21 protein-coding genes are annotated in these 19,598 nt (G+C 65.4%); 9 read left to right on the top strand and 12 right to left on the bottom strand.

What is annotated here, in order from left to right; genetic code table 11:
- Positions 1 to 74 precede the first annotated feature (74 nt).
- The 4 genes from I6F33_RS19485 to I6F33_RS19470 all read left to right on the top strand — a co-directional run bounded on the left by I6F33_RS19485 (position 75) and on the right by I6F33_RS19470 (position 4,130).
- Complete coding sequence (locus I6F33_RS19485; protein WP_036004863.1) at positions 75 to 947, top strand: MurR/RpiR family transcriptional regulator; 873 nt, start codon at positions 75 to 77, stop codon at positions 945 to 947.
- A gap of 3 nt (positions 948 to 950) precedes the next feature.
- On the top strand, positions 951 to 2,300 hold the full coding sequence (locus I6F33_RS19480) for an aspartate aminotransferase family protein (RefSeq protein ID WP_225143791.1): 1,350 nt from the start codon (positions 951 to 953) through the stop codon (positions 2,298 to 2,300).
- A gap of 12 nt (positions 2,301 to 2,312) precedes the next feature.
- A complete protein-coding gene (locus I6F33_RS19475) occupies positions 2,313 to 3,323 on the top strand; it encodes an amino acid ABC transporter substrate-binding protein (RefSeq protein WP_225127352.1) in 1,011 nt (336 codons plus the stop codon).
- Positions 3,324 to 3,491: 168 nt separating this feature from the next.
- Positions 3,492 to 4,130 (top strand): aspartate/glutamate racemase family protein, encoded by a 639-nt coding sequence (locus I6F33_RS19470; protein ID WP_225143790.1) that lies wholly within the window; start codon positions 3,492 to 3,494, stop codon positions 4,128 to 4,130.
- Between the two features lie 97 nt (positions 4,131 to 4,227).
- Here the strand turns inward: I6F33_RS19470 and I6F33_RS19465 are convergent, their stop codons facing one another.
- The gene (locus tag I6F33_RS19465) at positions 4,228 to 4,875 is read right to left on the bottom strand and encodes a TetR/AcrR family transcriptional regulator (RefSeq protein WP_225143789.1); all 648 of its coding nucleotides are present in this window, start codon (positions 4,873 to 4,875) and stop codon (positions 4,228 to 4,230) included.
- Positions 4,876 to 5,013: 138 nt separating this feature from the next.
- On the opposite strand from I6F33_RS19465, the gene I6F33_RS19460 reads away from it, so the two are divergent.
- The 4 genes from I6F33_RS19460 to I6F33_RS19445 all read left to right on the top strand — a co-directional run bounded on the left by I6F33_RS19460 (position 5,014) and on the right by I6F33_RS19445 (position 8,498).
- The gene (locus I6F33_RS19460; RefSeq protein WP_018648108.1) at positions 5,014 to 5,223 is read left to right on the top strand and encodes a ferredoxin; all 210 of its coding nucleotides are present in this window, start codon (positions 5,014 to 5,016) and stop codon (positions 5,221 to 5,223) included.
- A gap of 56 nt (positions 5,224 to 5,279) precedes the next feature.
- Entirely contained in the window at positions 5,280 to 6,503 is a 1,224-nt protein-coding gene (locus I6F33_RS19455; protein WP_036025735.1) for a cytochrome P450, read from the top strand.
- An 86-nt stretch (positions 6,504 to 6,589) separates the two neighbouring features.
- On the top strand, positions 6,590 to 7,249 hold the full coding sequence (locus tag I6F33_RS19450) for a sulfite oxidase-like oxidoreductase (RefSeq protein ID WP_225143788.1): 660 nt from the start codon (positions 6,590 to 6,592) through the stop codon (positions 7,247 to 7,249).
- Positions 7,250 to 7,274: 25 nt separating this feature from the next.
- Complete coding sequence (locus I6F33_RS19445; RefSeq protein ID WP_225143787.1) at positions 7,275 to 8,498, top strand: bifunctional alpha/beta hydrolase/OsmC family protein; 1,224 nt, start codon at positions 7,275 to 7,277, stop codon at positions 8,496 to 8,498.
- A 10-nt stretch (positions 8,499 to 8,508) separates the two neighbouring features.
- On the opposite strand, the gene I6F33_RS19440 is transcribed toward I6F33_RS19445, so the two are convergent.
- Positions 8,509 to 9,954, bottom strand: coding sequence for a PLP-dependent aminotransferase family protein (locus I6F33_RS19440; RefSeq protein WP_225143786.1), 1,446 nt, complete (start codon positions 9,952 to 9,954; stop codon positions 8,509 to 8,511).
- 83 nt (positions 9,955 to 10,037) lie between these two features.
- Here I6F33_RS19440 and I6F33_RS19435 point away from each other — a divergent pair, with 83 nt between their 5' ends.
- Positions 10,038 to 10,952, top strand: coding sequence for a DMT family transporter (locus I6F33_RS19435; protein ID WP_225143785.1), 915 nt, complete (start codon positions 10,038 to 10,040; stop codon positions 10,950 to 10,952).
- Here the strand turns inward: I6F33_RS19435 and I6F33_RS19430 are convergent.
- The 10 genes from I6F33_RS19430 to paaX all read right to left on the bottom strand — a co-directional run bounded on the left by I6F33_RS19430 (position 10,931) and on the right by paaX (position 19,577).
- Positions 10,931 to 11,986 (bottom strand): YeeE/YedE family protein, encoded by a 1,056-nt coding sequence (locus tag I6F33_RS19430; RefSeq protein WP_225143782.1) that lies wholly within the window; start codon positions 11,984 to 11,986, stop codon positions 10,931 to 10,933. The genes I6F33_RS19435 and I6F33_RS19430 overlap by 22 nt on opposite strands.
- 2 nt (positions 11,987 to 11,988) lie before the next feature.
- Positions 11,989 to 12,990 carry a zinc-binding alcohol dehydrogenase family protein gene (locus I6F33_RS19425; protein ID WP_225143780.1) on the bottom strand — a complete coding sequence of 334 codons (1,002 nt, stop codon included), beginning with the start codon at positions 12,988 to 12,990 and terminating at the stop codon, positions 11,989 to 11,991.
- 64 nt (positions 12,991 to 13,054) lie between these two features.
- Complete coding sequence (gene paaK, locus I6F33_RS19420) at positions 13,055 to 14,386, bottom strand: phenylacetate--CoA ligase PaaK (protein ID WP_225143778.1); 1,332 nt, start codon at positions 14,384 to 14,386, stop codon at positions 13,055 to 13,057.
- A 39-nt stretch (positions 14,387 to 14,425) separates the two neighbouring features.
- Positions 14,426 to 14,875, bottom strand: a complete 450-nt coding sequence (gene paaI, locus I6F33_RS19415) for a hydroxyphenylacetyl-CoA thioesterase PaaI (RefSeq protein ID WP_225127359.1) — start codon at positions 14,873 to 14,875, stop codon at positions 14,426 to 14,428.
- Between the two features lie 101 nt (positions 14,876 to 14,976).
- Complete coding sequence (gene paaE, locus I6F33_RS19410; RefSeq protein WP_225143776.1) at positions 14,977 to 16,059, bottom strand: 1,2-phenylacetyl-CoA epoxidase subunit PaaE; 1,083 nt, start codon at positions 16,057 to 16,059, stop codon at positions 14,977 to 14,979.
- Positions 16,060 to 16,061: 2 nt separating this feature from the next.
- Complete coding sequence (gene paaD, locus I6F33_RS19405) at positions 16,062 to 16,556, bottom strand: 1,2-phenylacetyl-CoA epoxidase subunit PaaD (RefSeq protein ID WP_225143821.1); 495 nt, start codon at positions 16,554 to 16,556, stop codon at positions 16,062 to 16,064.
- Positions 16,556 to 17,332: a 1,2-phenylacetyl-CoA epoxidase subunit PaaC gene (gene paaC / locus I6F33_RS19400; RefSeq protein WP_225143774.1), complete on the bottom strand. Its 777-nt coding sequence runs from the start codon at positions 17,330 to 17,332 to the stop codon at positions 16,556 to 16,558. The genes paaD and paaC overlap by 1 nt, the downstream gene beginning before the upstream one ends.
- Before the next feature lie 13 nt (positions 17,333 to 17,345).
- Positions 17,346 to 17,633 carry a 1,2-phenylacetyl-CoA epoxidase subunit PaaB gene (paaB, locus tag I6F33_RS19395; protein ID WP_109144501.1) on the bottom strand — a complete coding sequence of 96 codons (288 nt, stop codon included), beginning with the start codon at positions 17,631 to 17,633 and terminating at the stop codon, positions 17,346 to 17,348.
- 9 nt (positions 17,634 to 17,642) lie between these two features.
- On the bottom strand, positions 17,643 to 18,635 hold the full coding sequence (paaA, locus tag I6F33_RS19390) for a 1,2-phenylacetyl-CoA epoxidase subunit PaaA (protein WP_225143772.1): 993 nt from the start codon (positions 18,633 to 18,635) through the stop codon (positions 17,643 to 17,645).
- 75 nt (positions 18,636 to 18,710) lie between these two features.
- Positions 18,711 to 19,577, bottom strand: coding sequence for a phenylacetic acid degradation operon negative regulatory protein PaaX (paaX, locus tag I6F33_RS19385; protein ID WP_036025750.1), 867 nt, complete (start codon positions 19,575 to 19,577; stop codon positions 18,711 to 18,713).
- Positions 19,578 to 19,598 lie beyond the last annotated feature (21 nt).

Here is a 19,598-nt window from a genome sequence, read left to right as displayed (position 1 = left end):
TCGTCGAATGCAGCGATTTCCGGCGACGCACGTCAACTGTTGCACCGAACTCAGATTTATGCAACAAATGTTTCATGGCCGAGCCCGCGAAATCCTCGCCTTTGAGCGAACTGCGCATCGCATTGCCGTCGCTCCCCCTGCGCTTACAGGAGGTCGGCCGTTTCGTCGCCGCCAATGACTACGATGCCACCACCCGCTCGATGCGCGATCTCGCAGCGGAAGCCGGTGCCGATCCCGCCGCGTTCACGCGGCTTGCGAAAGCGATCGGCTATTCCGGATGGGACGAGCTGCGTGCGGCGCTGACCGAGGCGCGGCGGCCGTCCCAGACCGCGCCCTTCTCCGGCCGCACAAGAGGCCGCCGTCACGGGCCGAACGCCGATGTTACGCTCATCCTCGACAAGCTCGAGGCCGAGGCCGCCGGCCTTCCGCGCATCCCGGCACAGCCGATCGCAGAAGCGGCGCGCGCGCTGCACGAGTCCAAGCGGATCTGGATCGCGGGCTATCGCAGCTGCCGCAGCGTCGCGGAACTCCTGAACTACGAGCTGCGCCTGTTCCGGCCCGAACAGGTGCAGCTCGTCGGCACGTCCGGGCCCGACGACCTCGATCTCGGCGCGTTCCGGCCAAGCGAAGCCGTCATCGTCATCGGCTTCCTGCCTTACACGCATGCGAGCGTCCGCGTCGCTCAGGCCGCGCATCGCAGCGGCGCGACGCTGATCGCGATTGCGGATAGCCTGTCGGCACCGATGGCCGAAGGCGCCGACCATGTGCTGCTGTTCGAGGCAGCCTCCTCGCCCGGCTTTTTCCCCAGTCTCACGGGCGCGATCGCGATCGCGCAGTCGCTCGCGGCGGTCACGTTCTCGCTCGGCGGCGCCGCCGCGAAGAAGCGGCTGGAAAACACCGAGGCGCGGCTCACTGCTGCCTCCACCTACGTCCCGGAGAAAGGTTGACCCATGAGCACTCGCACCAGCCGCGTGCTGCATCGCTCGCTGCGCGAAACCCCGCCAAAGGCGATCGGCGGCGAGGGCGTTTATCTCTTCGCCGAGGACGGACGTCGCATCATCGATGCCTCCGGCGGGGCGGCGGTCTCCTGCCTCGGCCACCAGCATCCGCGCGTGATCGCGGCGATGGCCAAGCAGGCGTCCACCCTCGCCTATGCGCATACGGCTTTCTTCTCCTCCGAGCCGGCGGAAGCACTTGCTGAAACACTGGTCGGACACGAGCCTGGCGGGCTCGCCTACGCTTATTTCGTCAGCGGCGGATCGGAGGCGATCGAAGCCAGCATCAAGCTGGCGCGGCAATATTTCATCGAGCGCGGCGAGCCGCAGCGGCAGCACTTCATCGCGCGGCGGCAGAGCTATCACGGCAACACGCTCGGCGCGCTCGCCGCCGGCGGCAATGCCTGGCGTCGCGCGCCCTATGCGCCGCTGCTCTCGACCGCTTTCAGCCACGTCACGCCGGCCTTCGCCTATCGCGAGAAGCGCGAGGGCGAGTTGGACGCGCGGTTCGTCGCGCGTCTCGCCGCCGAGCTCGAAGCCGAGTTCCAGCGGCTCGGCCCCGACACCGTCGCCGCCTTCCTCGCCGAGCCCGTCGTCGGCGCCACCGCCGGCGCCGTGGCCGCCCCGGACGGCTACTTCAAAGCGATGCGCGAGATCTGCGACCGTCACGGTGCGCTGCTCATTCTCGACGAGGTCATGTGCGGCATGGGCCGCACCGGCACGATGCATGCGTGGGAGCAAGAAGGTGTCGCCCCCGACATCCAGGCGATCGCAAAGGGGCTCGGCGGCGGCTATCAGCCGATCGGTGCGATGCTGGCAAGCGGCAAGATCATCGACACGATCCGCTCGGGTTCGGGCGCGTTCCAGCACGGCCACACTTATCTGGCGCATCCCCTCGCCTGCGCTGCGGCGCTCGCGGTGCAGGATGTGATCCGCGAGGATGGCCTGCTCGACCGCGTGAAGGAGCGCGGCAAGCAGCTCGAGCAGCGCCTGACCCAACGCTTCGGCAATCATCGCCATGTCGGCGACATCAGGGGCCGCGGCCTGTTCTGGGCGATCGAGCTGGTCGCCGATCGCGCTAGCCGCATCTCGTTCGATCCGGCCCTCAAGCTGCACCAGAAGATCAAGGCGGAGGCGTTTGCCGGTGGCCTCGGCTGCTATCCCAGCGGCGGTACCGTCGATGGCGTGCGCGGCGACCACGTGCTGCTGGCACCGCCCTATATCGCCTCGGCGGACGAAATCGACCTGATCGTCGACAAGCTGGGCACGGCCGTCGACAGCGTGTTGCGTAGTGTCAATCAGTGAGGGGAGAGTAGTATGAGGAAAGTGGTTATCGCAGCGGGCCTGCTCGCGGCATCGACGGTGATCGCAGCGGCGGCGACGCTCGATACGGTGAAGAGCCGCGGCACGCTGGTGTGTGGCGTCAGTGCCGGTTTTGCCGGCTTCTCGGCGCCGGACTCGCAAGGCAATTACAGGGGTCTCGACGTCGATTATTGCCGCGCGCTGGCGGCCGGCGTGCTGGGCGATCCTACCAAGGTGCGCTACGTCTCGCTGACGGCTCAGAACCGCTTCACCGCCCTGCAATCGGGCGAGATCGACGTGCTCTATCGCAACTCGACGCAGACCTATTTGCGCGGCGCGACGCTGGGCCTGCGGCAGGGTCCGATCAACTTCTACGACGGCCAGGGTTTTGTCGTGAAGAAGGACCTCGGCGTCAAGGAGCTGAAGGACCTCAAGGGCGCCACCGTCTGCGTCGCGCAGGGCACCACGCACGAGGTCACGCTCGGCGATTACGGCCGCGCCAACGGCATCGACTGGAAGCCCCTGGTGTTCGACCGCGTCGACACCATGTACCAGACCTTCTTCGGCGGCCGCTGCGATGCGATGACCCAGGACGCTTCGGCCCTCGCCGGCGCGGTGACCACGGCCGCGCCGAACGCAGCCGACTACATTGTGCTGCCGCAGACCATCAGCAAGGAGCCGCTCGGACCCTTCACCCGCAACGGCGACGAGGTCTGGAGCGACATCATCACCTGGCTGCATTACGGCCTGATCGAGGCCGAGGAGCTCGGCGTCACGCAAGCCAATGTCGAGGAGATGACGAAGTCGCAAACGCCCGCGATCCAGCGGCTGCTGGGGGCCAGCGGCGACCTCGGCTCGCGGCTCGGGCTCGACAACAAATGGCTGGTCAAGGCGATCAAGGTCGGCGGCAATTACGGCGAGATTTTCGAGCGCAATATCGGCAAGGCGAGCCCGCTCAAGCTCGATCGCGGCCTCAACGGTCTCTGGAGCAAAGGCGGCTTGATGTACGCCATTCCGTTCAAGTAAGGGAGTTCACCTCTCCCCGCTTGCGGGGAGAGGTCGGATTGCGCAGCAATCCGGGTGAGGAGGAGTTTCCGCGCGTCCAACTCTCACCTTTTTGTGCCGAGAGAGCCCCTCACCCCCGACCCTCTCCCCGTAAGAACGGGGAGAGGGAGAAGAAGCATCGAGCCCCCCATGCGCATCGCCCTTATCCACGCCCTCAAGCATTCCATCGCCCCGATCGAGGCAGCGTTTGCGCAGGCGTGGCCCGAGGCGCGGCTGATGAACCTGCTTGACGACAGTCTCTCGGCGGATCTCGCCCGCGACGGGCAACTCAACGATGCCATGACGGAACGGTTCCTCGCGCTCGGCGACTATGCAGCGGCGACGGGAGCGGATGGAATCCTGTTCACCTGCTCCGCCTTCGGCCCGTGCATCGAGGCCGTCGCGCGCGCGCATGCGCCGATGCCGGTGCTAAAGCCGAACGAGGCCATGATCGAGAGGGCGGTGACCATCGGCCGGCGCATCGGCCTGCTCTCGACCTTTCCGCCGACGCTGGCGTCGATGCCGCCCGAGTTTCCCGCCTCCGTCGAGGTGGTGCCGAAGCTCGCCGACGGCGCGCTGGCCGCGCTCGACCGCGGCGACCGCGCCACGCATGACCGGCTGATCGCGGAGGCCTCACGGAGCTTGCGCGATTGCGACGTCATCGCGCTGGCGCAATTCAGCATCGCCGCGACGGCGCCGCTGGTCGCGGAGGCCACCGGCCGCCCCGTCGTGACCTCGCCGGACAGCGCGGTCGAAAAGCTGATGAAGCTGCTGAAGGCGAAGGCCTAAAGCGCGATGCAATTAGGATGGATCGTCATCGCGCTTTAGGTTATTGTTTGAGCATGATCTTTTCGGAAAACCGCCATGCACTTTTCCGGATCATGCTCTAAGCGCCGGCCTTGGTCCGACGTCGCGCATCCTTGATCGCGACCGCAAGCGCAGCCTTCGTCTCGTTGACGAAATCCTCGACCAGCTCCTCGCGCGTGGCATGCGCCGCCTCGCCCGTGAACAGGCCCTGCTCGGCCAGCATCACCACGCCGTGCAGCGCCGCCCAGATCTTGAGCGCCTGCCGTTCGCGCAAATAGCCCACGGCGGGCGCTTCCAGAGCTTCGATGACGAGCGCAAAGGTCTCCCGCGTTGCCTCGTGCAGCTCGCTGCCCTTGGCCGCGCAGGACACCGTGCGCGAGGCGAACATCAGGCGGTAGATGCCATTCCGGCGCAAGCCGAAATCGAGCGTCGCCTGTGCGAGCCGCGAGAGCTTCGATTGCTGCGACGGCTTTGCCATCGCATCACGCAAGAGCGCCGAGAGCTGCCGGAATGCTTGCGCGGTGACGGCGGCGAGCAGCGCCTCGCGGTCGGCAAAATGCCGGTATGGCGCCGGTTGCGAGACCCCGAGCTTCTTGGCAAGCGCCTTGATGCTGATCGCCTCCGCGCCGCCCCGCTCCGCATCTTGCAGCGCGGCCTCGATCAACGCATCGCGAAGATCGCCATGGTGGTAGGTCTTCGCGGGCTTGCGGGCTGGTCGTGAACGCATGTCGGGGCGAAGCCTACAAGTTCCCGCTTGACAAGGGAAGCCCGCCGCGAATGTAATAGTATATAACTTAAATAGAACCGAGATGAGGAAACGCGCCGCCTTCGGGCCCTCGCGCGCACACGACCAAGGAAGCCGAGAATGGCAGAGCGACTGAAGGTTCACGTCGATCCCGACAAATGCCAGGGCCATGCCCGCTGCAAGGCGCTCGCGCCGGAGCTTTTCGAGCTCGACGAATACGGCAACGCGCACGAAGCTGGTGACGGCACCGTCCCTCCGGGACTCGAGGACAAGGCCTGGCTTGCGAAATCCAACTGCCCGGAAATCGCAATCGATGTGATCGAGGAATAGTGCGGCCGTTGCCGCCCCGCTGCGTTCAGCGAATACAAGCCAAGGGATTCCCTGCCATGTCCGACGTCGACCAGCCCGTCGCCCATCCGCCCGTCACCGACTGGGTTCATGATTTCGACCACACCGATCCGCAATGGACCGAGGACCCGTTCCCGATCTGGGACGAGCTGCGAGCCGTAAGCCCCGTGGTGCACACGAAACGCTTCCTCGGCTGCTATTTGCCGACGACCTATGAGGCCGTGCGCGAGATCGCCAACGACACCGAGCACTTCTCCTCCCGCCGCATCATCGTCCGCGACGTACGGCCGGAAATCACCAGCAGGAACGCAGCCCCGCCGATCACCTCCGATCCGCCCGAGCACAAGCCGGCCAAGCAATTGCTGCTGCCGCCGTTCACCCCGGACGCGATGAAGAAGCTCGAGCCGCGCGTCCGCGCCATCTGCAACGAGCTGATCGACGACTTCATCGCCGAGCAGAGGGTGGACGCTGCGGCGCGCTACACCAAGCACATCCCGGTTCGGGCGATCGCGCACATGCTCGGAATTCCCGAGAGCGACAGCGACCTTTTCATCAATTGGATCCACATGATCCTCGAGCTCGGCATCAAGGACGAGAGCAAGCTGCTCCAGGCCGTGCAGGAGATGACGGCCTATTTCGGCGGCCATATCGAAGCGCGCAAGAGCAAGCCCACCGACGATCTGATCTCCTACCTGATGAACGCCAGGGACAAGAACGGCAATCCGCTCGAGGACACCCATGTGATGGGCTCGCTGCGCCTGCTGCTGATCGCCGGCATCGACACCACCTGGAGCGCGATCGGCTCCTCGCTCTGGCATCTTGCGAAGACGCCGGCCGACCGCGAGCGGCTGATCGCCGAGCCCGGACTGATTCCAACCGCCGTGGAGGAGCTGCTGCGTGCCTATTCGCCGGTGACGATGGCGCGCGAGGTGGTCAAGGAGACCACGGTGTCCGGCTGTCCGGTCAAGCCGGGCAACATGGTGCTGCTGTCGTTCCCGGCAGCCAACCGCGACCCCACGATGTTTCCGGACGCTGACAAAGTCGTGATCGACCGGCGCGAGAATCGTCACGCGGCCTTCGGCCTCGGCATCCACCGCTGCGTCGGTTCCAACCTCGCGCGCATGGAAATGCAGGTGGCGCTGGAGGAATGGCTGAAGCGGATTCCCGACTTCCGGCTCGATCCGGCAGGCACTGTGACTTGGTCGCAAGGAACGGTGCGCGGCCCCCGCCAGTTGCCATTTTTGCTCGGAAAGGCGATGTAAGGCCTTCCCAAAGGAAGCGGACAGGCCTTTCATGGCGGGCGCGACACCAAGCACGCCTCCGCCATGCATCGCCACGAGCACAGGCCATGACCGACGAGACGCCATCCGACAGCAAGCTGACGCGCACCAAGGAGAAGTGGGCGCGCGAGGGCCGCTTTCTCACCGGCAAGATGACACGCCCGGAGGATCAAAGGCTTCCGCCCGGGCAGCACCTCACCAAGGACTGGCCGGTACTCGATCTCGGGGTCACGCCGCCGGTCTCGCGCGAGCGCTGGCGGCTCGACGTCTATGGCGCGGTCGAGGCCCCCGTGTTCTGGACCTTTGCTGAATTCGCCGCGCAGAAGCAGTCCCGGTTCACCTCGGACATCCATTGCGTCACGACCTGGTCGCGCTATGACAACGAATGGGAAGGGCTCGCCACGCGTGAGCTGCTGGCGGCCTGCCAGCCGCGCGAGGATGCTCGCTTCGTCGTGCTGCATTCCTATGACGGTTACACCACCAATCTCGCGCTGGAGGATTTTGCCGCCGAGGACGCGCTGCTCGCCCACAGCTGGTCCGGCCAGCCGCTGACGGAGGAGCATGGCGGCCCGGTGCGGCTGGTCGTGCCGCACCTCTATTTCTGGAAGAGCGCGAAATGGCTCCAGGCCATCGAATTCCTGACCGAGGACGCGCCGGGCTTCTGGGAAGTCCGCGGCTATCATAACCGCGGTGATCCCTGGGCCGAGCAGCGCTATTCGGGCGATTAGGTTCGAGCAAGACGGGGGGAAGCCCATGCCGACGGAACGCTTTCAATTCACCGGCGAAGGCGGCCATCAGCTCGCGGCCGCGCTGGAGCTGCCTGACGGCGAGCCCGCGGCTTTCGCGCTGTTCGCGCATTGCTTTACCTGCGGCAAGGACACGCTGGCGGCCAAGCGCATCTCGGTCGCGCTCGCCGCCAAGGGCATCGCGGTGCTGCGCTTCGACTTCACCGGGCTCGGCTCCAGCGGCGGTGATTTCGCCAATTCGACGTTCTCCTCCAACGTTGCCGATCTCGTGCGCGCGGCCGATCATCTGCGCGAGACCCGCAAGGCACCCTCGATCCTGATCGGCCATAGCCTGGGTGGCGCCGCGATCCTCGCCGCTGCCGGACAAATTCCCGAGGCACGAGCGGTGGCCACCATCGCGGCGCCCTCGGATCCCGCCCACGTCACCGGCCTGTTCCGGGAGCATCTCGACAACATCCGCGCGCAGGGCGAGGTCGAAGTCTCGCTCGCGGGACGCCCGTTCCGGATCAAGCGCGAATTCCTCGACGACATCGCCGAGCACGAGCTGATGAAGGACGTCACCGGCCTGCACAAGGCGCTGCTGGTGATGCATTCGCCCCTCGACGACACCGTCGGCATCGACAACGCAACGAAGCTCTTCGTCGCGGCAAGACACCCCAAGAGCTTCGTCTCGCTCGACCATGCCGATCATCTTCTGACCAAGCCTGCCGACGCGCTCTACGCCGCCGACGTAATCGTGGCATGGGCCAGCCGTTACGTCGATGCAGCGACGCCCGCGAAGGCGATGGATCTGCCGGAGGAGCCGCGCAAGGTCGTGGTGCAGGAGACCCGCAAGAGCAAGTTCAACCAGACCATCATCGTCGGCCCGCATCATCTGGTGGCGGACGAGCCCATTGCAGCCGGCGGCGCGGATGCCGGGCCCGGCCCGTACGATTTCCTGCTCGCCGGCTTAGGTGCCTGCACCTCGATGACCATGCGTCTCTATGCCGACCGCAAGTCGCTGCCGCTCGACCGCGTCACGGTCACGCTGAAGCATTCCAAGATCTACGCCAAAGATTGTGCGGAGTGCGAGACCCGCGAGGGCATGCTCGACCAGATCGAGCGCGACATCGCGATCGACGGCGCCCTCGATGCCGAGCAGCGCAAGAAGCTGATGGAGATCGCCGACAAGTGCCCGGTGCACCGGACGCTGACATCGGAGATCCGGATCGTGACGAAAGTGGTGGAGTAGCGATGCCCCACTAGAAGCACGACGCCATCGTGCGCACGGCCGCGCTGATCTCGTTTTCGCGCCACGCCGCAAAGCCGAGCAGCAGGCCGTGATCGCGCGGCTTGCCGAGCGCTAGGCTGGACAAGGCGCGCGTTTCGACGCCCGCCTCGACCAGCCGCTTCACCGCCGCCCGATCAGTGCGGCCGCGCTCGAGACGGGCGACGAGCTGGATACCGCCGGGGGGCACCTCGAGCAAGAGCATGCCACCGAGATGCCGCTGCAGCTCCTCGACAAGATGATCGCGGCGCGCGTGATAGAGCCGGCGCATGCGGCGCAGATGCGCGAGGAAGTGCCCATCGGCGATGAATTCGGCCAGCGCCTCCTGAATGTGGCTGGCGGCGATCAGTCCCATGTGCTGCTGCGCGATCTCCAAGGTACTGACCAGCGCCGCCGGCGCTACCAGATAGCCGAGTCGGATGTCCGACCTCATCGCCTTCGAGAATGTGCCGACATAGAACACACGGCCATGGGCATCTAACCCCTGCAAGGCCGGCACCGGCCGGCTGTCGTAGTGGAATTCGCCGTCGTAATCGTCCTCGACGATCCAGGTCCTGCCGGGCCGGCTTGCCGCGAGAAACTCGGTTCGACGGGCCAGCGACATCAACCGGCCGGTTGGGTGCTGATGCGACGGCGTCATGAAGATCAGCCTGGGAGCTCCAAGGCCTGGCATTCGCTGCATGCCCTGTTCATCCAGCCTGATGCCGGTCAGGCGCGCGCCGGATGCGTGAAAGGCAGCCGCCGCGCCGGGATAGCCAGGGTCTTCAACCCATACATGATCGCCCGGTGAAATGAGTGTGGCAGCAATCAAGGTCAGCGCGGCCTGCGCGCTCGGCAGGATCATGATCTGCTCCGCCGTGGCGCGGACGTCCCGGTTCGTCGCCAGATAATGCGTCAGCGCCTCCCGCAGGCGCAGCCGGTTGACCGGTCCCAGCTCGCGCCTGCCTGCATGCACGGCGCTGCGGCGCAGGCACCGTGCCCAGACCTCGTTCGGAAACTCCCTGAAATCGCCCAGCCCCGGGCGCAGCGGTTTGAGCTCCCCTCGATAAGACATCGGCCAGTCGGCCTGCTGGAGCTTCGTAGCCCAAGGCGAGAGCCGCAGTTTGCCGACGCATTCGCCCGCTGCGACGGCGCCCCGTTCGATGCGTTCGTGGCCGTCGATCATGACCACGGGACGGCGGCCATGAGACGCTGCGACATATCCCTCGGCCGCGAGCTGCTCGAACGCGTATGTGACGGTGTTGCGCGAGACGCCGAGATCGCTCGCAAGCCGTCGGCTCGACGGCAGAACGCGGCCTTTGCCGAGGCGGCCGGTCGCGATCAGGCTTCGCAGCTGGCTCGTCAGTTGCGCCACCAGCCCCTCGCCATCGGTCCGCTTCAGCTCGATCAACGCGGAGATCGTCGTGTCGGATACTGGCACTCTCTTCTTCTCCAATCTGGCACTTTTTCAAATGCCAGTCGGGATGCTATCCGGCGGCTCGGACTGCTTCAAGGACCTGCGACATGAACACCCTGTCACCCCGTGCGGCCATCGGCCTGTTCCTCATCGTGGTGCTGGCCTGGGGCGTGAATTGGTCGGTGACCAAGCAGCTCGTGCAGTTCGTCCCGCCGTTGTGGAGCGCGGCAATCCGGAGTTGGATCGCGCTGGTTGGATTGTTCGTGCTGCTCGGACTGAGCAACAATCTCGTGATCCCGGAGCGACGCGACTTTCCCGTGATCCTGAGCGTGGCGCTGCTGCATATGACGCTGTTCTCGATCCTGGTTGCCAGCGGCCTTCGCTTCCTGCCCGCAAGCAAGGGCATCGTGCTCGGCTACACCACGCCGCTCTGGGTCGCACTCGCCGCGCCCCTTTTCGGCAAGGACACGCTGACGGCGCCGAAGCTCGCCGGCGCTCTGCTCGGGCTGATCGGCCTTGCCGTCATCCTGAATCCATCCTCGATCGACTGGACCAACCCAAACGTGCTGCTCGGCGCCGGCATGGTCATCCTGGCCGCGATCTCTTGGGCTGCGAACATCATCTATATCCGCGCGCATCGCTGGATCGGATCTCCGCTTCAGCTTTTGCTTTGGCAGGTGCTCGTGGCAACGATCGTGCTGTCGGTCGGCGCGACAGCTGTGGATGGCCTCCCGCATGTGGGCTGGTCGTGGAGGCTCGTATTGTTGTTTCTCTATTCGGGCCTGGTCGGAACGGTCCTGGCTTATTGGGCGATGTCGATGGTCAACAAGAGCATCTCAGCCCTGACGACGTCGCTCGGCACCACCGGGACACCGCTGGTCGGCATCGCCAGCGCTGCGATCCTTCTGGGTGAACCCATCGACGCGAGCCTTGCCGTCGCGGCCGCGCTGATCGTCTCCGGCATCGGCCTTGCGACGCTGGGCGATCGGTTGTTGCGCAGTCAGGCCACCGCGAGAGGCTGAACCCGCAGAACCCCGCGCAGGCCCGCCGCGGTGCCGAGCAGGATGCCGGCAGCCGCGACGAACGATCCCAGCGCGAGCGTAGACACGCCGGTGAGCCCCTGCCCGATCGAGCAGCCGAACGCCATCACGCCGCCGATCCCCATCAGCGCGGCACCGGTCCCTGAGCGGAGCATGTGGCGCGGCGAGGAATAGCCTTCGAGCTTGAAGCGGCCAGTTGCGAGTGCCGTCACCAGACTGCCGGCGAAGACGCCGGCCACCGTCGCGATGCCGAAGTTGAGCGTCAGTCCAGTCGAGAGCATGGCATATTGCAGGCTATCGGCGATCGGCGCGACGAACGTAAGGGAGGTCACGGGGACCGGATTGAAGTCGTCGGCACCGAGATAGCCGGTGGCCAGCCAGCCGCCGGCGACGAGGAGGCCCACAATGATGCCCGCTACGACCTGACCGGGCGAGCGACGGAACGCAGGATGCGCGAAAGCGAACAGGCTCAGCGCGACGGTTGTCGCGGCCGCGGCGAGCGCGCGTGAAAGCGATTCCGTGAAGCCGAGCGTCGCCAGCAACGACGGCAGCGAATTGGCAGGAGCCGTGGCTTGCGTTGCCTGGACCAGCGCAATGCGCGCCGGTGCGATGAGGCCCTTCAGCGTCATCTGCGCGGCAATCGCGAGCACGATCACGACCACGAAGGAGCGGAGATTGCCGCGGCCGAGCAGCACCAGCGCCCGCGAGCCGCAGCCGTTCGAAAGCACCATGCCGTAGCCGAACAGCAGGCCGCCGAGGAACAGCACCGCCGGCGAAAACGATTGCTGCAGATAGATCGACTTGCCGAGATCGACCGTGCCGCTGCCGGCGAGGAACTGGCTCGCGGCGATCGCAACAGCGATTGCGAGCGCGTAGGTCCGCACCAGCCGCCCGTCGCCCTCCGCCAGAAACCCGCGCATGCTGCTCATCAGGCAGAAACCGCTGAGCAGGCCAACGGCACCGTAGACGAGACCGATGGCCAGGCCGGCGAGGATAACGAGTTGCGTGGATTCCATGGTTACGGCTTCAGGATCACCCGGTCACGTGACGAGCCGGCGACCGCAACATACGCTTCCTTCGCGCGCTCCAGCGGATAGATCGCATTCGCCCTGATCGGAAACGGCTTCAGATGGCCGCTGGCAAAACCCGGCCCGATGTCGCGCAGCACCGCGCCCGTCGCGGCCGAGGATAGACCCAGCGTGTCGATGCCGACATAAGTGTGCTGGCCCCGATAGAATTCGAGGATGTTGAACTGCACGATGCGGTCGATCGCGGCGATCAGGATTTGGCGGCCGCGAAGCGCGAGCGATTTGTGCGCGGCCTGGAAATAGGGATCGCCGACCGTGTTGAAGACGACGTCGGCGCCCTTGCCGCCGGTCAATTCGCGCACGCGCGCGGCGGTTTCGGTGGCGGAGGCGTCGATCACCTCGATGGGCGCGTTAGTGTGGCCTTCATAGGCTTCCGCCCTGCGCACCACACCGATCACGCGCGCGCCCTGCCAGGTCGCGATCTGCACCGCGGCCTGACCGACCTTGCCATTCACCCCGAAAACCAGAACGGTCTCGCCGCGCTTCGGCACGCCCGCCCTGCGAAAGCCTTCCATCGCGGTCACGAAGGGCACGCCGATGCCGGCGGCCTCCTCCCAGGACACAGTCTTCGGCTTCTCCACGACCGCATCGCATTCGACCACGAGATGGCTCGCATGAGTGCCGTCACAACGAATGCCGAGGTCCCCGGACGAGCCGAACACTTCGTTCCCAATGGTGGCGGCGGGCCCGTCAATCACCACGCCGGCATAGTCGCGGCCGGGGGTCCGGGGGAACACGGCATAGGGCATCAGCCCGGTCGCAGCCTTGACGTCGGAGGGATTGACCGCGGCAGCCTTCACCTCGATCAGAAGATCGTTCGGCCCGCGCGCAAGCATCTGCCGCTCAATTGTCGGCGCAAGCGCAGCGGCATTTTCAGCTTTGGCGCTGAGGCGCACACAGCGCGCTTCGACGGTTTTGGCATCGGCTGACATGAAAAGACCCGCGATTTCTCGCGGGCCTTGTCGCCTCTGGCGCCGGTCGAGTCAATCCGTCCGGTCAGTCCTTTGGCCGCTTGTCGAAGAGCCGCTTGGCCTTGCCGAGCGAGCGCTCCAGCGTGGCCGGCGCAACTACCTGCACCCTGGAGCTGACGCCGATCGTATTCTTGATGTGGGTCGAAACTCGATCCGCATGGTCGACGAGGCCGCGGCCGTCCCAGCTCTCGGGCCGCGCCTCGGCGATGATGGTGAGCTCGTCCATGCGGCCTTCCCGGGTGAGCTCGAGGATGAAATGGCCGCCGCACCAGTCGGTCGCGAGCAGCACCTCCTCGATCTGGGTCGGGAACAGATTGACGCCGCGCAGGATGATCATGTCGTCCGAGCGCCCGGTCACCTTCTCCATCCGCCGCATGCCCGGCCGTGCCGTTCCCGGCAGCAGCCGCGTCAGGTCGCGGGTTCGATAGCGGATCACCGGAAAGGCTTCCTTGGTGAGCGAGGTGAAGACCAGCTCGCCCTTCTCGCCGTCGGGCAGCACCGCGCCGGTCTCGGGGTCGATCACTTCCGGGTAGAAATGATCCTCCCAGATGTGCAGGCCATCCTTGGTCTCGATGCATTCCTGAGCGACGCCCGGGCCGATCACCTCGGACAGGCCATAGATGTCGGTCGCGTCCATGTCGAAGGCGTCCTCGATCTCGGCGCGCATCGCGTTGGTCCAGGGTTCCGCGCCGAAGATGCCGATCTTGAGCGAACACTGGCGCGGATCAAGCTTCTGGCGCTTGAACTCGTCGAGGATCGCCAGCATGTAGCTCGGCGTCACCGTGATGATGTCGGGCCGGAAATCATTGATGAGCTGCACCTGCCGCTCGGTCATGCCCCCGGAAATGGGGACAACCGTGCAGCCAAGCTTCTCGGCGCCGTAGTGCACGCCGAGACCGCCGGTGAAGAGTCCATAGCCATACGCATTGTGGATGATCATGCCGGTGCGCCCGCCGGCGGCGCGGATCGAGCGCGCCATCACCTCGGACCAGGTGTCGATATCGCGCTGCGTATAGCCGACCACGATCGGCTTTCCGGTCGTTCCGGATGAAGCATGCACCCGCACCAGCTTTTCGCGCGGCACGGCGAACATGTCGAAGGGATAATTGTCGCGCAGGTCCGTCTTGACCGTGAACGGGAATTTGGCGAGATCAGAGAGCTCGCGAAAGTCGGACGGATGCACGCCCGCTTTGTCGAACGCCTTGCGGTAATGCGCGACGTTGTCGTAGGCGTGCTTCAGCGACCACGCCAACCGCTGCTTCTGCAGCGCCATGATCTCGCCGCGCGAGGCGCGCTCATGCGCATCCATCTCGGCGCTATAGGCGTTGCCACCTTCCTTGAGCCTCGTCAGAGCCATCCTCGTTTCCCCACATTGCCTGTTCTTTTTTGTTTGGTTTTATTGATCTTGCGCCGGCAGCCATTTGCCGGGAATGACGCGGGAATGTCCGCGGAATTCCGCGATGACGACCTCGCCCGCCGTGACACGCACGTCGTAGATGCCGGAGCGGCCGCCGCGGGTGATCTCCCGCGCTCTTGCGATGAGACGATCGCCAAGCTTGCCCGGCTTGATGAACGTGATCTGGCCCTGTGCCGCCACGACGCGCTCATTGTGCGAGTTGCAGGCGAACGCGAAGGCGGAATCGGCGAGCGTGAAGATGAAGCCGCCATGAGCAATACGCTGGCCGTTGACCATATCAGGCCGCACCGTCATGGCGAGCGTCGCAAAGCCCGGGCCGATCTCGACGATCTCCATGCCGAGACCTTTGGAGGCATCGTCCTCGGCCCACATCGCATCGGCGCAGGCGCGGGCGATATCCTCAGACGACAGGGCGGCTTTCACGTTCACGCGCTTCTCCCGGCCAGACGTTTGCTCATGATGTTGTTCTGGTTGGCTCACGCTGTCAAATCATGCGACGCATTTGCATTGCGGAGCCGCAGAACGCCCGATCAGACATGATCATAGTCGACTACGACCCGCTCCGTGGACGGCTTGGCCTGGCAGGTGAGAACAAAACCGGCCTCGAGCTCCCACGGTTCCAGCGAATAGTTGATGTCCATCGGCGCCTCGCCCTCGACCAGTTTTGCGCGGCAGGTCGAGCACATGCCGCCCTTGCAGGCAAAGGGCAGATCGACACCGGCGCGCAGGGCGGCATCGAGGATCGCCTCGTCCTCGGCGACGGGCACGTCGCGGCGCTTGCCGTCGATGATCAGCGACGCCATCGCCTTCGGCGGCGCGTCGGGCGCAACCGCCTTTTTCGGCCGCGGCTTGCCGCCGAACTCGGAGACGAAGCGCTCGACATGGATGCGCTCGTCCGCGATGCCGAGATCGCGGCAGGTCGCCTCGATGTCCTCGCTCATGCCAAGAGGACCGCAGATGAAGACGTGATCGACGCTGGCCGCCGGCACCAATGCGCGGAGCAGCACCCTCACCTTGTCGCCGTCGAGCCGGCCATGCAGGATCGGAATGTCCTGCTCCTCGCCGGAGAGCACGTAAAAGATCGAAAGACGATCGATGAAGCGGTCCTTGAGCTCCTCGAGCGCTTCGAGGAACATGATGTTGTCGGTGGTGCGGTTGCCGTAGAACAAAAAGAAGCGGCTGCCCGGCTCGCGCGCGAGCACGCCCTTCACGATCGACAGGATCGGCGTGATGCCGGAGCCGGCGGCGAAGCCGACATGAACGCGCGCACGATCTGTCGGCGGGACCAGACCGAAGCGGCCGGTCGGCGTCATCACGTCGAGCTCGTCGCCGCATTTGAGATCTTCGGCGGCCCAGCTCGAAAATGCGCCGCCATCGACCTTCTTGACGGCGATACGGATCTCGCCGTCGTCAGGGCCGGAGCAGATCGAATAGGAGCGGCGCACCTCTTCGCCGTCGAGCGTGGCGCGCAGCGTCAGATACTGGCCGGGCGTGAAGGCGTAATCGCCGGCGAGTTCGTTGGGGATGGCAAAGGTCATCGAGACGGCGTCCGTGGCCTCGCGGCGGAGGTCCCTGACGGCGAGGCGATGGAAGCGCGGTGCGGCTGCGGACATGGTCAATGGCACTTGAAATAGTCGAAGGGTTCGCGGCAGGCCTTGCAGCGCCAGAGCGCCTTGCAGGAGGTCGAGCCGAATTCGGACAGCAGCTCTGTCTTGTCCGAGCCGCATTGCGGGCACGCCACCGTCTGATCGCCGAACAGCGCACGGCGCGAGTTCGAGGCTTGCGGCGGCGCGATGCCGTAGGCGCGCAGCTTCTTGCGTCCGTCCTCGGTCAACCAGTCCGTGGTCCAGGCCGGCGACAGCACGGTTCGTACCTTCGGATGATGGAAACCGGCGCGCTCCAGCGCGATCTCGATTTCGAGCGCGATCATGTTCATCGCCGGACAGCCCGAATAGGTCGGCGTGATCGCAACCTCGACATGATCGCCGTCGAGAACGACGTCGCGGAGCACGCCGAGATCGCCGATGGTCAGCACCGGGATTTCCGGATCGACCACGCTGGCGGCGGCGTCCCAGGCGCGCTGGCGCAGCGCGGCGTCATCGGTCACCATCACCATGTCAGCCCCGGAAAAGTCCGCTGCATCGATTGCAACTCCGACAGGAGGTGGCCGAGATGCTCGCTGTGACGACCGGAGCGACCGCCCTGCTGCATCCAGTCGTTCTGCGGCAGCGCGAGCGTTGCTTCACGCGTGACCTCCGAGAGAGTCGCCAGCCAGCGCCCGCGCAAGCTTGCGGGATCGACGGCAATGCCGGCATGGATCAGCGCGCGTTCGCCGTCGTCGACGGCAAACATCTCGCCGGTAAAGGCCCAGAGATTGTCGATCGCAGCCTGCGCCCGGCGATGACTCTCCTCCGTGCCGTCGCCGAGCCGGATGATCCATTCCGAGGCATGGCGCAGATGGTAGGCGCTCTCCTTCTCCGATTTCGCAGCAATCGCCGCCAGCGTCGCATCGCGCGAATTCATCATCGCGCGCCAGTAGAGATCGGCGAAGGCGGAATAGAAGAATTGCCGCACCAGGGTCTGGGCAAAATCGCCGTTGGGTTGCTCGACTAGGAGAAGATTGCGGTACTGCCGCACGTCGCGCAAGTAAGCGAGCTTGTCCTCGTCGTTGTCCCTGCCTTCGACCTTGGCGGCAAAGGTGTAGAGCTCCCGCGCCTGGCCGATCAGGTCGAGCGCGATGTTGGAGAGTGCCATGTCCTCTTCCAGCATCGGCGCATGCCCGCACCATTCCGACAGCCTGTGACCAAGAATCAGCGCATCGTCGGCGCGGCGCAATGCGTAAAGCACCAGCGGCGTTTCGGAGACCTGGATGTTGGCGCAAGACATCACATCATCCCCATCACATGTGCCCCACTTCATCCGGCACCTCGTAGAACGTCGGGTGCCGGTAGATCTTGGATTCCGCCGGCTCGAACATCATGCCCTTCTCGGCGGGATCGCTCGCGGTGATCGCGCTGGAGGGCACGACCCAGATCGACAGGCCCTCGCCGCGCCGGGTGTAGATGTCGCGGGCGGCCTGCAGCGCCATGGTCGCATCGCTCGCATGCAGCGAGCCGACATGCTTGTGTGCGAGCCCGTTGCGGCTGCGAATGAAGACTTCCCACAGCGGCGTGTTCGGCGTGGCCATATCGCTCTCCTATTCGGCAGCCTGGGCGGTCTGACGCTGGGCGCGCTTGGCGGCATAGCTAGCTGCCGCCTCGCGCACCCAGGCGCCCTCCTCGTGTGCCTTGCGGCGCGCGGCCATGCGGTCGCGATTGCACGGGCCGTTGCCGGCCAGCACCTGCTTGAATTCGGTCCAGTCGATCTCGCTGTAGCGCCAGTGGCCGTCAGCGTCCTGCGTCATGCCGGGATCGGGAATGGTGAGGCCGAGATATTGCGCCTGCGGCACGGTGGCATCGACGAACTTCTGGCGCAGCTCGTCATTGGAGAAGCGCTTGATCTTCCACTTCGTCGAGGTGTCGCTGTGCTGGCTCGTCGCGTCGGGCGGACCGAACATCATCAGCACCGGCCACCACCAGCGGTTCAGCGCGTCCTGCGCCATCGCCTTCTGCTCCTCCGAGCCGCGGCACAGCGTCACCATGATCTCGTAACCCTGGCGCTGGTGGAAGGACTCCTCCTTGCAGACGCGGATCATCGCGCGCGCATAAGGCCCGTAGGAGCAGCGGCACAGCGGGATCTGGTTCATGATCGCGGCGCCGTCGACCAGCCAGCCGATCGTGCCGATGTCCGCCCAGGTCAGCGCCGGATAGTTGAAGATCGATGAATATTTGGCCTTGCCGGCGAGCATGGCGTCGACCAGCTCCTCGCGCGAGGAGCCGAGCGTCTCGGCGGCGGCATAGAGATAGAGCCCGTGGCCGCATTCATCCTGCACCTTGGCGAGCAGCGCGGCCTTGCGGCGCAAGGTCGGCGCGCGCGTGATCCAGTTGCCTTCGGGCAGCATGCCGACGATTTCGGAATGCGCGTGCTGGGAGATCTGGCGGGTGAGCGTCTTGCGATAGGCCGCCGGCATCCAATCGTTCGGCTCGATGCGCTCCTCGGCATCGATGCGGGCCTGGAATTGCGCAGCTTTGCCTGCGTCCTCGAGATCGCGATCAGCGGTCTCGGCCGTGTTCAGCGCCTGGGTGTACATGCGCATCCTCCCGTTTATTGGGAGAGAATATATAACAAGATTTACATCATGCAAGATATTTCTGTAACATAATGATCAGGCACCGAACCTTCGTTCCAGCAGCTTTCGCGCGGCCGGCAACGGCCCTTTTTCATTGGTTCCATGGCTGTCGAGCCATTGTTCGGACGGAGCAAGCAGCGCGCGATAGATCTCGCCGCAGAGTTCGCGGGCCGCCCTGCCCGGCCAATCCGGCGGCAGCAGGCTCTCGGGCAGCAATGGATCGCGCAGCACGACGCGGCGGTAATGGTGGATCAAGAGGATCCGCGCGGTGAAGGCGTCGGCCTCGGACAGATCCGTGCCGCGCGCGATCGCAGCGCGCAGCGGCTCGAACGTCTTCATGAATTTCAGATAGGCATCGGCGGTCCGATCGAGCGGCCAGCTCGCGCTGAGCAGACGGCGGCCGCTGTCGTCTTCCGCCGAGACTTCGAGCCGGATCGCGCCCGCGGCCTCATCCGGCACCGGAACGCCCGATGGCGCGACCCATACGCCCGGCAGCGGGCTGCCGAAGCCGGCATTGCGCAGCGCTTCGCGCGATGCGTCGCGATCCTCGCCATTGCCGATCAGCAGCAGCTCGAAACGTCCGGTCCAGTCGGACGGCGGCGGATCGTAGATGTGGCGCGTCGCGGCCTCGAACGTCTGGCGGCCCTTGTCGGCCAGGCGATAGAAACTGTTGCGACCGACCTTCTCGCGCGTCAGCCAGCCGTCGGCGGCAAGCCGCGACATTGCGGTGCGCACCACGCCGCTGACGATGTCGAGGCTTTCGAAGAATTCCAGAAGCGTGCCGAGCCACACCGAGCCACCACGCGGCACGATGGCATCACCAAACACTGTGATGACGATGGAGCCGGTGCGCGAGGGCTCGCGCTTGAGCTGGTCGATGATACGAGAGAGCGGATGCGCCATGCAGCAGCCTTAGCGCGTTTG

Origin of the sequence: Bradyrhizobium sp. BRP20 (assembly GCF_020194215.1) — a bacterium.
Taxonomy (GTDB): Bacteria; Pseudomonadota; Alphaproteobacteria; order Rhizobiales; family Xanthobacteraceae; genus Bradyrhizobium; species Bradyrhizobium yuanmingense.
The sequence above is the reverse complement of the archived record's forward strand: the minus strand, read 5'-3'. Positions and strand labels throughout refer to the sequence as shown.